The organism is Nocardia sp. GCM10030253, assembly GCF_042675075.1.
GTDB lineage: Bacteria > Actinomycetota > Actinomycetes > Mycobacteriales > Mycobacteriaceae > Nocardia.
This window is the reverse complement of the sequence record NZ_JBHTDL010000006.1, coordinates 310,256-323,347: the sequence shown is the minus strand read 5'-3', so window position 1 is coordinate 323,347 and position 13,092 is coordinate 310,256. Positions and strand designations below refer to the sequence as shown.

Below are 13,092 nucleotides of genomic sequence, written 5' to 3'. Positions count from 1 at the left end.
ACGCACGGCGCGGGCGTCGGGTTGCTGAACCGAGCCACAGTTGCCTGCAAAGGTGAATCGAGCAGGCGTCGGTGGGGTTGTGCGGCGCGACGACTTCCACGAGCGCGCACGTCGCCCCCAAGTTGATGTGTCGAGGAGATCAGGCACGAACACCCACCTCCTTCTCGCCGACGCCGACGCCGACGTCGCTGCTCTCCGGCACCGCGCGGCGAGTGCGACCCGCGATGCGCGGATCCAGCAGCGGATAGAGCAGATCCACCGCGAGATTGACCGTGACGAACACCGTCGAGGTCAGCAGCACGATGCCTTGTACAACCGGAATATCCTGGGCGAGTACGGAAGTCTGGGTGAGCCGTCCGACGCCGGTGCGAGCGAACACGGTTTCCACCACCACCGACCCGGCCAGCATGTTGCCGACGAGCACGCCCGCGATGGTGAAGGTGGGTAGTGCGGCCGAGCGCAGCACGTGTTTGCGCTGCACCCACCAGCGTGAGCCGCCCTTGGCCAGCGCCACATCGACGAACGGCTGACGCCACGTCGATTCCAATCCGGCCGCAAGCACCTGGGCGATCACCGCGCCGATCGGAATGGCGAGGGTGATGGCGGGCAGGATGGTGCCCGCGAAGCCGTGGCCACCGAACGCGGGTACCAGTCGGAACTGGAAAGAGAACAGTTGCAGCAGTAGCAGTCCGGTCCAGAACGTCGGCACCGAGACACCGAGCGAGGGCAGCGAGCGCAGGGCGTTGCGCAGCCAGTGGCGGCGCGAGTAGGTCGCGGTGAAGGCCAGCGCCACACCGCCGACGGTCGCGAACAGCAGTGCAAGCGAGGCCAGTCCGAGAGTGGACGGCAGTGCGTCACCGATGGCGCCGGTGACAGGTTGGCCGGTCGAGATGGAATGGCCGAGGTCGCCACGCACCGCGTGCGTCAGCGCGGTCCAATACTGCTCCCACAGTGGACGATCCAGCCCGTACCTGGCCTGCAGCTCCGCGATCGCGGCCTTGTCCACCGCGGTGCCGGAGCCGCCGGAATCGGCGGCGATGGACACCGGATCGGCGGGCAGCAGATAGAGCACCACGAACGAGATGGTGAAGGCCGCCCACAGCACCCCCACCGCCTGCAGTGCTCGCAGCGTCACATAACGCGCCACCGCTACCGCCCGCTCAGCCAGGTGTCGAAGAACTGTAGTCGCGCCGAAGCCTCGAACTTCAGATCCTGCACACTGCCGCCCGCGCCGATGGCCTGGGACAGCTCGACCGTCGGAATCCACAGACCCGAATCCAGCACCGACTGCTGCGCGGTGTGGATGAGGGCGCCGCGCGCGGCGGCGTCGCTGGTGCTCAGCTGCCCGTCGAGCGCGTCATCCAGTGCCGGGATGCGTTCGCGGACATTGAGATTGCGGCTTTCGACACCGAATGCGGTCCGCAGGATGTCGCCGTCGGCGCGGGTGGTGTTGTAGTAGAGGCTGTCGTAGTCCTTGGCGTTCTGCCTGGCCGTGTACTCCGCGACCGCGACCAGATCCAGGCGTAGCTCGACGCCGATCTGCCGCAGCTGCTGCTGCACCAGTTCGAGGATCGCCTGATTGCCTGCGAACACCTGGCTGAACAGCACCGAGAAGGACAGCCGCTCACCGTTCTTGACGCGGATGCCGTCGTTGCCGGGCGTCCAGCCCGCCTGGTCGAGAACGCTGCGCGCCTTGGCTTGGTCGTAGCTCAGTTTCGCCGAGAGGTCCTGATAGCCAGGAGTGGTGCTGGCCAGCGAACTCGTCGCGGTCTTGAATTGCGGGCCGAGCACGGTGTCGATGAGCTGCTTGCGGTCGATCGCGGGCAGCAGCGCCTGGCGGACCGCGGGATCGCGCAGGGGACCGCGGGTCAGGTTGGGCTGGAAGCCGAATGGCACACCCGGGTTCGCGGTGCTCAGTACCCGCCCGCCGGTCGCCTCGATCTGCGGCGCGTCCTGTGGCAGGGCGTCGCTGATCGCGTCGAGCTGACTGGAGCCGAGACTTCCGGTTCGGACACCGGATTCGGGGACCACGGTGAACTCGATCTTGTCCAGATAGGCCTCGCCGCGGTGCGCGAAGACCGCCGAACCCCAGTTGTAGCCTGCGCGCTTGGCCAGCGTCGCCGAGGCGTCCTGGCGGTAGTTCGCGTAGGTGAACGGACCGCTGCCGACATTGTCGCCCGCGCAGCGCTGTTCGGCGGGTTTGGCAGTGGTGACGTCGGCGAGGATGCCCAGCTGCGCGGTTGAGGTGGCCTGGAGGAATTGGGCATTCGGCTTGCTGAACTCCACTCGGGCGGTCAGCTTGTCCACCGGGGTGGTCGCGACATAGTTGGTGAGGTAGCTCGCGCCGAGCGGCGCCTTCGCCGCGCCGAGTGCGACGACCGAATCGAAGGTCTTCCGCACCGATTCCGCGGTCAGCGGCGTGCCGTCGCTGAAGGTGACGCCGTCGACGAGATGGAAGGTGAAGACCTTCGCGTCGGGAGTGACCTCCCAGCTCTGCGCCAGCCACGGCTTCAGTTCACCGGTCTCGGGATCCTGATCGGTCAGCGAATCCACGATCTGACGGCTGACATACAGCGTTTGGTTGGTGCTCGACTGCGCGGGGTCCGAGCAGGTGGGAGCCACCGACAGGCCGTAGCGCAGGGTGCCGCCCGGCTTGGGCGGGCCCGCGGCGGTGCCGGTCCCTGCCGAATCACTGCCGCAGGCGGCGAGGCTCGCGGCCGCGGTGACGGCTGCGGCCACTGCCGCGATTCGATGGCGGGGTCGGATCACTGTGGTACTCCAGATGTTTCGGTGCGGACGAGTTCGCCGCGGGAATCGAGGTCGTTGTCGGTGGCTGGTCGGGTGGGGATTTCGTTGTCGTCGGTGGCGGTGTTCGTCGCCAGTGGCCTGCTGTGGATGCGGCGCCGCAGCTCCGGCGCCACCTCGGTCTGGAACAGCTCGAGGCTGTCGCGATGCTGAATCTCGGTGCGTCCGTCGCGATCGGCGGCCAGGTGGGTCACCTCGTGGCCGAAATGCTGGTGCTGTCGACCGACCTTGTCGATCACCTGCTCCGGGCTGCCGACCAATGCCGAGCTGCGAGTGAGGAAGTCGTCGAGGGTCTCGAATACCACCGGCAGCCCGAGTTTGCGGGCCAGCGCGAGGCGCGCCTCGAAGATCGGACGGAATACCTCTGCGGCCTCCTGCGAGGTCCTGGCCACATGGAATCCGGCGGTACCCGCACCGACCAGTGCGTCGGCGGGGTTGTGCCCGTAGAACTCCCACCGTTCCCGGTAGTGGCGCACCAGTTCGGCATACGGCTCGATCGGGTTGGTGACATTCGCCGAGAACAGGGGATCACCATGGCGTGCGGCCAGTTCCACGGAATCGCGGCTGGTCGTGCTGCCGTGCCAGATCCGAATGCGCGGCTGCCACGGCCGCGGCAACGCTTTCGCCGCGTGGAGGTCGGGCCGGAACCGGCCCGACCACGTCACACTGTCACTGGCCCACAGCGCCCGAAGCAGCTCGTAGCCTTCGCGATTGCGATCCCACTGGTCGTCGGTGGTGACGTGGAACAGCTCCGCCTGCGCGCTGCCGTTGCCCTTGCCGATGATCAACTCCAGCCGGCCGCCGGAGAGATTGTCCAGGGTCGAGTAGTCCTCGAACGCGCGCACCGGATCCAGCAGGCTCAGCGTGGTGACCGCGGTGAACAACGAGATACGCGAGGTGACCGCGGCGATGTGGCTGAGGATCACCGGCGGTGCGGCCGAAAGGAACGGATCCTCGTGCCGCTCACCGACGGCGAAACCGTCATAGCCGAGCTCTTCGGCGAGGCCGGCCTGTTCGATGACATTGACCAGACGTTCCCTGGTGCCGGGCAGCCGCCCGGTTTTCGGATCCGGCACCCGGGTGACCAGGGTGAACAGCAGGAATTTCATGCGCGGGCTCCTACTGGATCGGAGGCGGGATGTGGTGCGGGCAGGTACTTCTCGAAGGGATGTGGGCCGATCTGGTCCGACGGAATGTCCTGGTCGTAGAGCGCGGCGTAACCGTGAGTGAGATACAAGGCGACGGCCTCGGGCTGGCGCGGCCCGGTGGTCAGGTAGATGCGCCGGTATCCGCGCCGCGCGATCTCGGTCTCCAGCTGTTCGAGCACGAAAAGGCCGAGTCCTTGCCTGCGGTGCTCACGTGCGGTCCAGATACGTTTCAGCTCGGCCGTGTCGTCGTCGTAGCGGCGAAAGGCGCCCCCGGCCACGGGCTCGCCGTCGCGGGTGACGACCAGCAGCGCGCCGTCCGGCGCCGCGAACTCCGCGGCGGGGTAGTTGCGCAGCGAGTCGTGTACCTCGCCGACGGTCCGGCCGTAACGAGTGCTGTATTCGACGGCGAGTTCGGCGAGCAGGGGCGTGGCCAGCGGATCGTCCTGGGCGACCGCGTGCACCCGTAGCCCGCTCTTGGCTGTCGGTCGCCATGTCTGTGAAAGTCGCTGTGTCATCGGGCCGTCACGACTTCTTCGGTAGGCCGGTCGGATTGATCCGCGAGCTGGCCACGGTTTCGGTCTTCAGCCCCCACCGGTCGATGACCTGTTGGTAGGTGCCCGACTGGATGGCGTGGTTGATGGCCTTGTGGACGGCGCCGATCAGCCCGTTGTCTTTCTTGGTGAGCACGCCGATCTCGCCCTGGAGCGCCTCACCCGCGCCGGAGAAGGTGGCCACGATCTTGGTCTGATTCGCGGTGGCCACGTGGTAGATCGCTGTCGGGTTGGGTCCGATGTAGCCGTCGAGGCGGTGCGAGGCGAGCGCCAGGTAATAGTCGCTGGTTTTATCGAAGTAGGCGATATCGATGGCGGGCAGTTTCTCGGCGGTGTTCTGCTCGTTCCACTTCACCAGCAGCTGTTCCTGGTTGGTCCCGGTTCCGACGCCGATCCGCTTGCCTGCCAGGCTCTTACGATCCTTGTAGTCGAGCGTGCTGTCCTTGGGGACCTCGAGCGCGACATTGTCGGTGCGGTAGGTGGCGAAGTCGTACTTCTCTTTGCGTTCCTCGGTCACGGTGACGTTGCTGATGAACGCGTCGACCTCGCCGGAGTCCACTCGGACGAAGTTCTGTGTCCAGTCCGCCACAGTCGCTTCGAGTTTCAGACCGAGGATGTCGGCGATCAGCGCGGCGAAGTCGACTTCGGAGCCCACCACGGTCCTGTCGTCGGTGGCGTAGAAGCGCAGTGGGGGCGCGGTGCCGGACGCACCGGTCACCACCAGGGTGCCGCGGTCGCGAATGGATTGGGGCACCTCGGCGGCGATGGCATCGACTTTGGTCGTGTGCACCCGACCCGACTGAGCGGGGGAGAGATCGAAGGCGACCGAACCGGCCGGTGCGACGACGGTGTCCTCATCGGGATCAGTGCCGCCGCCGGTGACCAGCAATGCGGCCGTGGCGGCGATGCCGACCAGGGCGGAGAACTTCATCGAATACCTGTTCATCAGGGGAGCGCGCGTCGTGCGCTCAGCGGACTCGGGACAGAAATGCGCGGGTGCGCGGATGTTCGGGGTTGTCGAGCACGGCGGCGGGCGAGCCCTGCTCGACGATCGCGCCCGCATCGAGGAACACGACGGTGTCGGCAACCTCACGGGCGAAACCGATTTCGTGGGTGACGATGACCAGCGCGGTGCCGCCATCGGCCAAACCGCGGATCACGTCGAGGACCTCGCCGACGAGCTCGGGGTCCAGCGCGGAGGTGGGTTCGTCGAACAGGATCACCGGCGGCCGCAGTGCCAGCGCCCTGGCGATCGCCACCCGCTGCTGCTGTCCACCGGACAGCCGCCTCGGATAGGCGTCGGCGAGCGCGCCGATGCCGACGCGGTCCAGCAGTGCCTTCGCCTCGCGCTCGACCTCCTGCCGCGGGCGACCCTGCGCGGAAATCGGTGCGAGCGTGACGTTGTCCAGCACCGTCAGATGCGGGAAAAGATTGAACTGCTGGAACACGAACCCGATATGGGAACGCTGCTTACGTACCTCGCGGTCCGACAGCGCGTGCAAAGTGTTGCGGCGCTGCCGGTATCCGATCAGCTCGCCGTCGATGTGCACGGTGCCCGCTTCGAGCGGCTCCAGGTGGTTGATCACCCGCAGCAGCGTCGACTTGCCGGAACCGGATGGGCCGATGACGGTGACCACTTCGCCCGCGGCGACGGTCAGGTCGATGCCGCGCAGGACCTCGTGCGCGCCATACGATTTGCGGACACCACGGACCTGGACGGCGGGAGCCGTGCCGGTATGCCGCTGCTCGACCGTGTCGAGCGCACCGGCGCTCATCGGGTCGCTCCGCGCGGTGCGGCCGAACCGATTTCGGCGACGTCGCGCAGCCTCTGCCATGCCCGCTGCAGTGGTGTCGGCGGCGGTGTGCGCTGTGCGCCCTTGGCGTAGTGGCGTTCGATGTAGAACTGCGCCACCGACAGGATCGTGGTCAGGATGATGTACCAGACCGTGGCGACCATGAGCAGCGGCACCACCCGGCCACTGCGGCCGTAGATCACCTGGACCTGGTAAAAGAGCTCGGCGATCGCCATCACCGACACGATCGAGGTGCCCTTGAACAGGCTGATCACTTCGTTGGTCGCGTTCGGCAGGATGGATCGCATCGCCTGCGGGACGATGATGGTGCGGAACTGGCGTAGGCGCGGAATGCCGAGCGCCGCCGCGGCTTCCAGTTGGCCGGGATCGACCGAGATGAAGCCGGCACGGATGATTTCGGCCGAGTATGCCGCCTGGTGCAGCGCCAACCCGATCACCGCCGCGGTGAACCCGCTGATCACGCCGTTCACTTCGAAGGTCAGAAACGGGGGGCCGAAAGGGATTCCGAGGGACAGCGTGTTGTACAGGTAGGCAAGGTTGAACCAGAACAGCAGCTGCACGATCAACGGAATCGACCGGAACGCCCAGATGTAGACCCATGAAATCACCCGCAGCACCGGATTGTTCGACAGCCGCGCGATCGCCAATGCGGTACCGATCACGAACCCGAGCGCAGTACCCCACACCGTGAGCTCCAACGTGACCCGCAGTGCCGACAACACCGACTTCGCGGTGAAGTACTTCGCGAACGTGGACCAATCCCAGCCCGGATTGGTTACCAACCCATGTATGAACTGCGCGAGCAGCACCAGCGCCACCGCACTGATCACCCACCGCCATGGATGCCGTGTCGGGGCAACCTTCAGCGCTGGCTCGGTGGTCTCACCGAGTGCGGTTGCAGCGCCGCTGTCGAGCGTCGCGGTAGCGCTGCGTGCACTGACGATGGCGGGATCGCCCGTCGTACCCGGCTCGCTCGATGCGGGGGCGAGGCCACGGGATTCAGCGGCGTCGGATCTGGCGGATTCGTCGGGTGTTGCGGTGGCGGGCCTACCGGGTGCGGCCTTCGTGCCGGGCCCGTCCGGGGAGCCGGGCGCACCGCCGACGGCGGCGCCGGATGCGATGGACGCACTCATGTCGAGGTCCTTCGAAGAAAACGAACGGGACCGCCCCTCATCGGGCGGCGGTCACATCACCCGGCCAGCGACGGGTGCACGGTCTGGCGGCGCGATCAGCCTCGACAGTTCGCGGCGGTGACGCGGCACTGGTCGACATGACGACGGGCCCAACGGTTGACGCATTGCTCGGTGATCATTTCGTTTCCTCCATCGTTCCCGGCGGAAGCACCCGCACCCGGCGAGCGGGGGGTTGCTGCGACGTCGACGAGCCAGGTCTCTCGGTCGCTCTGGATGGTGCGGCCCGCGCCGAGCGCGGGCCTCGAAGGGTTTAGCCCGATCAGCATGCGAAGTAAGGGCACTCCAGAACAAGGTTAGGAATCACTGTGAGCGCAGCCCTTGTCCGAGCGCCCCATGCCCGCGATCATTTAGCCCGTCGCCACGCCCCACCTTTCGGCCCGAGTGTCGACCGTGCGACGCGCGACGCGCCGGAAAGTTGCCAGTCGGAAGAAGCCCTGTTGTGAGGGTTTGCCGGAGTACCCTGACCTCGATCGTGCCGACGATGAGAGAGGTCCGCTGTGACCGTTGTGCGCCGTCTGACCACGCTTACCGCCATTGCGACCAGCTCGGCCGCACTAGCGCTCGCAACCCCGGCCATCGCCGTCGGCGCCCCGGCGGTTCCGGCCCCCGCACCCCCGGCCGCGTCAGCTCCTGCGTCCGCCGAGCGCCCTGGCCTGGCCCAATCGGCCGCTCCCAATGATCTGTTCGGCGCATATCAGTCGGCAATCGACGCGCTGCACACCTTCGGCATGGACCCGTTCCTGTACCCGACCGCCGCGCCATTCTGCTCCAACGCCACCACCCTCGGCCTGGTCCCCGCCGTCGCAGGCGCAATCCCCGGCCCGTGGCCCAAGACCACCGTGAATATCCCCGGCCTCGACCTCACCGCCGTCAAAGCAGGCCAGACCATGTTCACCTTCGTGCCCTACGGCGTCGCCCCCGACACCTCGACCGTGTCGGGCATGCGCGTCGCCTGGATGAACCTGAGCAACGGCCGCAGCGGCTTCACGTCGATGGGCCCGCTCTCCGACATCTTCCGCGCTATGGTCCCCGCGGAGGTCCCCCAGGAAATCCGCCCGCTCGCCGAACGCGCGATCCGAGACTTCTTCTTCGCCGCCCTCCCGGTCGGCGGCGTCCGCGCGGTGCCGGTGGACACGGGCTCGGGAACCGTACTCGCCGCAGTCTTCGGCACCATCGAAAACGGCGGCAACTCCTGCTTCTTCCTCCCGACGATAGGCATCACCTCGGTTCGATAGTCCGCTCCGCCCCGACACTTTCGCCCGGAATCAGCAAGCTTGGGTTCAGGCTGATAGCACCACTCTTGATCGCTCTTTTTCCTCACTGCTTGCGACGCAACCACAGCCAGCCTTCACGCCGGAAGCCGTGTCCCTGCTCGCTCAGGGCCACGGAAGACCAAGCCTGGTGTACCGCACAGGACGCACCAGCACTGCCCCGAACAACCGCCAGGAAGTGAGCCCGGCCCACCAACCCAGGACAAGCTCCCCAACACCGGCTGCCCTCACCACCTAAAACGCCTGAAACGCAACCACAGCCAGTCCTCACGCCGGAAACCGTGGCCTGTCTACCCAGGTTGCGGAAGACCAGGTCGGGTACGGCACACGACGTGCCCAGCACTGCCCGGAACACCGCTGGAAGGTGAGCTCGGTCTACCAAACCGGGCACGCTACCCACAGCTCTGGCCTACTCCGGTGAGCTCCAGCAAGGCAACCTCAGGCAGGCGAGCTCGGTCCACCAATCCAGGGCACGCTCCCAAACGCTCGGGCTGTCCTCGGTGAGTTGCACGGGGCACGTCAGGGTGGTGAGCTCGGTTTACTGAACCCAGGGCGCGCACCCCAGTTTTGGTTGCCTCCCCGTGGTTTTGCCGGGGGCAGTGCTGGGCGCGTCGGGTGCCGTACCCGGCTTGGTCTTCCGCAGCTTTTCGAGGCAGGCACACGGCTTCCGGCGTGAGGACTGGCTGTGGTTGCGTTCGCGAGCGGTAGAGAAATCCGTCCTCACACCCCGTGTCGTAACCGCACACCCGGTATACGGGGTGTGCGGTTGTGACGCGGGGTGTTCGGACGACAGTTTGGTCTTCCACAGCTTTGCGAGGCACGCCCACGACTTCCGGCGTGAGGACTGGCTGTGGTTGCGTTCCCGGACGGTAGAGAAATCCGTCCTCACACCCCGTGTCGTAACCGCACACCCGGTATACGCAGTGTTCGGCTGGGACACGGGGTGTTCGGACGACAGTTCGGTCTTCCACAGCTCTTGGAGGCACGCACACGGCTTCCAGCGTGCGGACCGGCTGTGGTTTGCGTTTCCGAACCCGCACAACCTCCCTAACCGTCGCAACCCAATCGCGATGGCAGCCGCACCCCGTGTCACAACCGTACAGCCGATACACGGGGTGTACGGCTGCTACACGGGGTGCGCGGTTCGGGGGCGGGGCGAGAAACGGTGGGTGCAGGGGAGGTTGGGGGCAGTGTCTGCTTGGGCCGGGCTGGTCAGGGGGTGAATGAGCGGTTTTTCCAGCGAAGTGTGCCGTGTCGGTGGGCGTAACGGGATCGCGCCCACAGGGCGGAATACGCGCCGATTGATAGCGGATGAGCAAGGGCCGCAAGGATGTCAGTGGCTGTGACGGGGCCACCGGTCTCGGTGGAACGGGACAAGAGACGGGCTGCCACCGCGGCGGAGTAGCCGAGCAGACCGGCTCGACGGATTGCGCCTCTACCAGCGGCGGTGGCGAGAGGCGGAAGCCAATAGCCCAGTGTGGCAATGGCTCCGACGGTCGCGCCCGCGCTTGCGGATCCGCCGTAGGCGGACCATAGCCACCGGGTATATCCCGCTTCGAGTTCGGCGGCGCCACAGTACATTCGGGTGTCTGCCAGATGGCCTGCGGCGACCAGTGCGGTGTGGAAACCGTTGCGGCGCAGTTCGCGAGCGATATCGAGGTCCTCGGTGGGGCTGGCCGCTACCGCGCGATGGCCGCCTACAGCGCGGTAAGCGGAGGTATCGAAGACCAGGAACTGTCCGCACGCCACCGCTGTTGACGGCCGCGTGCTGCGGTTGGCCACCGAGATCGGCAGCGTGGACGCCCACGACCAGCACAGCAGCGGTTGCACCAATGCTTCTACCGCCGATCCGGCTCGTTGCCTCGGCCAGGGGGATAGCAGCGCGACATCTCGGCGGTGGAACTCGGCCGCCGCCGAAGCGAGCGCCTTCGGTGCCAGCCGGACGTCGGCATCGAGAAAGATGAGAACGGGTGCGTCCACGAGATCGGCGAGCCGCGCGCAGGCGGCTGCTTTGCCTGTCCAACCGGGGTCGGGCTCGAACTCGTTGCGCAGCACCATGAATCGCTCGTCGCCTGCTATCGCACCGATCGCCGCGGCACGGGTGTCATCGGTGGAGGCGTCATCGAGGATCAGCACCCGCAATCGTGGGACCCCGACCTGAGCCCGCAGATCGGCGATCAGCGCGGGCAGCCGCGTCGCCTCATTACGCGCGGGAACGCAGACCGTGATCGGTTCGAGGGCGGGCGCGGCGATATCGGGCAGTCGGCGCACCGTCGCCCGGTTGTACAGCGCGATCGCACTGCCGAGCAGCGCAATACCGGTGCCGATGCGGGTCAGCGCCAGTGCGGCCGAATGGAGATTCGGGTCGGCGGGCCGTCGTGTCATGAGCTCAGCGGCGCTGCCGCGGCTGCCACACGCTGCTGAACGAGAAGCCCTCCGGCGCGCCGGGCGGCGCGGGGTTGCGATTCATGTAGGCCAGTGCGGCGACAATCGCGGCGACGGCCAGGGTGATGCCGCCGACGATGCCTGCCCAACCCGCGAAGGAGCGGGTGTTCGGGTCGGCGTAGCTGACCTCGGCGCGCAGCGTGGACACATCGCCGGGCGGCAGCTTCCATGACACGGTGGAATCGTCGTCGCGGGTGCCGTTGGTCTTGGCGACGCGAGATGGGAAAGCCACCGTGAACTGCACGTCCGAGCCGTGCGGTGGAACGGATTTCAGATCGACCCTGCCGTTGAGGCTGACCAGGTCGCCAGTGCGCTGGAACTGCAGGTTGAACATGCCCTGTGTCTGCTCGGAAAGCCCTCCGAGCTGGGAAATCTCACCGAAGGACAGGTCGTCGAAGAACACCTTGCTGCCCACATACCCGTCCTGGCTGTAGGGCACGACCCGGACCTTCGCCGCCAGTGAGTCGGGCGACTTCAGCTGCGGGCCCTTGTCGTTGGGGTCGACCGGGACGACCGCGGCGACGATCCGGCCGGACACTCGGTCGTTGGACGACACACCCATCGATACCTGCACGCGCAGGCAGCCGGCGAGCACAGGCACCAGCAATGCCGCCAGCAGGACTGCCGCCGCGACTCGGACCCCGAGGCGGGGCGAGCGCGGCGACGGTAGAACCGGAGCATCGGGCGTCGTGGAGAGAGGACTCGGCTGCACGGGTCACATCGTGCCAGGCCATCGGTTCAGATTGCCACGCGACGGGCGGAACCGCCGTCGTTGTGTTCGCCTCGGGAGCGTCGCAGCCGCACTACCAGCGGTACTCCGAGAAGCCCGAGCCCGATCCCGCCGTAGCAGGCCGAGGCGGGCAGATCCAGGAACACCGCATGTGCCAGCGCGGACCCGAGCCAGGTCCACAGGAAAACCACGATCGGTACCGCGATGTTCGAGCCCGACAGCACTACCTCGCGCGCGACGCGCTCCCACACGGTCAGCGCCAGCGCCATCAGCAGCGCCACCCCGAACCAGCCAAGGTAATTGGTAGCGGGAATCCGCGCCAGCCCGGGCAGCCCCGAATCGGTATCGCACCAGAGCCACTGCCCATCGGCGACCATCTGCGGATCCAAGAACAGATCCCACCCCACCGCGCCCACCGCCGTCAGGACGATCCGGCCGCTTGTCCGGCGCGCCAACAGCCCGGCCACCACCCACACCGGATACAGCCCGCCGGTCCATGCCAGCGCGACAACCAGCGGCACCCCGGCCACGGCGGGCCCGAGCCTGCCATCCGCGTACTCATAACAGCCGAACGGGAATCCCGTTGCAGTACCGACGATCTCGGCAACCAGCCCCAGCCCCGACACGATCACCAGGAATCCGGCGGCGTATCCGAGGCCCCGAGTCACCCCGGCATGAACCAGCGCGGTGGCCGCCGAGAGCAGCACGACCACGACGGTCACCGCATCGCGGGCGACCCCCGAGGTCAGCGGATAGGCGATCTGTACCAGGACCAACAGCATTACGAACAACGCGGGTATCAGGTCTCGCGGCCGAACATCGGCCGCATCAGCGGATCCGGTTGTCGCGAGCCGTCGGAGGAGCGCCGCGGGGTGCCGCCCCGATCGCCGCTCGCGTCGTCGATCCGGATGCCCTTGGTCCCCACTTACGGGCGGAAGCGCACCATGCTGACCGGACTGCTGTGCGGCAGGCTTGTTTCGCTCGCCGATCTGCGGTCCAGCTGTGTGATCTGGTTGGTCGGCAGGCTGGACTGCGGCTTTTGGCTGAGCAGGCTCCGCAGCCATCCGATCCCGCTTGCCGACCCGCGCTCTGGATTCGCCTTCTGGACGCGGTCCGGGCTGATCTGCCGCTTGCG

12 protein-coding genes and 1 riboswitch are annotated in these 13,092 nt (G+C 67.0%); of the genes, 1 reads left to right on the top strand and 11 read right to left on the bottom strand.

The features are described 5' to 3' along the window. Nucleotides 1-139: 139 nt before the first annotated feature. Genes ACFQZZ_RS13800 through ACFQZZ_RS13770 form a run of 7 tightly spaced genes read right to left on the bottom strand, consistent with a single transcriptional unit; the run spans nt 140 to nt 7,184 of the window. On the bottom strand, nt 140-1,147 hold the full coding sequence (locus ACFQZZ_RS13800; RefSeq protein WP_378679244.1) for an ABC transporter permease: 1,008 nt from the start codon (nt 1,145-1,147) through the stop codon (nt 140-142). Between the two features lie 2 nt (nt 1,148-1,149). Further along, nucleotides 1,150-2,769: an ABC transporter substrate-binding protein gene (locus ACFQZZ_RS13795; RefSeq protein ID WP_378679241.1), complete on the bottom strand. Its 1,620-nt coding sequence runs from the start codon at nt 2,767-2,769 to the stop codon at nt 1,150-1,152. Then, complete coding sequence (locus ACFQZZ_RS13790) at nt 2,766-3,914, bottom strand: LLM class flavin-dependent oxidoreductase (RefSeq protein WP_378679238.1); 1,149 nt, start codon at nt 3,912-3,914, stop codon at nt 2,766-2,768. The genes ACFQZZ_RS13795 and ACFQZZ_RS13790 overlap by 4 nt, the downstream gene beginning before the upstream one ends. Then, complete coding sequence (locus ACFQZZ_RS13785; RefSeq protein WP_378679236.1) at nt 3,911-4,468, bottom strand: GNAT family N-acetyltransferase; 558 nt, start codon at nt 4,466-4,468, stop codon at nt 3,911-3,913. The genes ACFQZZ_RS13790 and ACFQZZ_RS13785 overlap by 4 nt, the downstream gene beginning before the upstream one ends. Nucleotides 4,469-4,475: 7 nt before the next feature. Further along, nucleotides 4,476-5,450, bottom strand: a complete 975-nt coding sequence (locus ACFQZZ_RS13780; RefSeq protein ID WP_378679233.1) for an ABC transporter substrate-binding protein — start codon at nt 5,448-5,450, stop codon at nt 4,476-4,478. Between the two features lie 22 nt (nt 5,451-5,472). Continuing rightward, nucleotides 5,473-6,279: an amino acid ABC transporter ATP-binding protein gene (locus ACFQZZ_RS13775; protein ID WP_378679230.1), complete on the bottom strand. Its 807-nt coding sequence runs from the start codon at nt 6,277-6,279 to the stop codon at nt 5,473-5,475. After that, nucleotides 6,276-7,184: an amino acid ABC transporter permease gene (locus tag ACFQZZ_RS13770; RefSeq protein WP_378680525.1), complete on the bottom strand. Its 909-nt coding sequence runs from the start codon at nt 7,182-7,184 to the stop codon at nt 6,276-6,278. Before ACFQZZ_RS13770 ends, ACFQZZ_RS13775 begins: the two co-directional genes overlap by 4 nt. 453 nt (nt 7,185-7,637) lie before the next feature. Beyond that, nucleotides 7,638-7,731: riboswitch (SAM riboswitch) on the bottom strand. A gap of 277 nt (nt 7,732-8,008) precedes the next feature. Between ACFQZZ_RS13770 and ACFQZZ_RS13765 the strand changes: the two genes are divergently transcribed. Continuing rightward, nucleotides 8,009-8,746, top strand: coding sequence for a hypothetical protein (locus tag ACFQZZ_RS13765; protein WP_378679227.1), 738 nt, complete (start codon nt 8,009-8,011; stop codon nt 8,744-8,746). 1,248 nt (nt 8,747-9,994) lie between these two features. Here the strand turns inward: ACFQZZ_RS13765 and ACFQZZ_RS13760 are convergent. The 4 genes from ACFQZZ_RS13760 to ACFQZZ_RS13745 are packed head-to-tail and all read right to left on the bottom strand — an operon-like array spanning nt 9,995 to nt 12,882. Continuing rightward, nucleotides 9,995-11,167: a glycosyltransferase gene (locus ACFQZZ_RS13760; protein ID WP_378679224.1), complete on the bottom strand. Its 1,173-nt coding sequence runs from the start codon at nt 11,165-11,167 to the stop codon at nt 9,995-9,997. Nucleotides 11,168-11,171: 4 nt separating this feature from the next. Next, on the bottom strand, nt 11,172-11,939 hold the full coding sequence (locus ACFQZZ_RS13755; RefSeq protein WP_378679221.1) for an LppM family (lipo)protein: 768 nt from the start codon (nt 11,937-11,939) through the stop codon (nt 11,172-11,174). Nucleotides 11,940-11,965: 26 nt separating this feature from the next. Continuing rightward, nucleotides 11,966-12,739, bottom strand: a complete 774-nt coding sequence (locus tag ACFQZZ_RS13750) for a carotenoid biosynthesis protein (RefSeq protein ID WP_378679219.1) — start codon at nt 12,737-12,739, stop codon at nt 11,966-11,968. Nucleotides 12,740-12,756: 17 nt separating this feature from the next. Then, nucleotides 12,757-12,882 carry a hypothetical protein gene (locus ACFQZZ_RS13745; RefSeq protein ID WP_378679216.1) on the bottom strand — a complete coding sequence of 42 codons (126 nt, stop codon included), beginning with the start codon at nt 12,880-12,882 and terminating at the stop codon, nt 12,757-12,759. Nucleotides 12,883-13,092 lie beyond the last annotated feature (210 nt).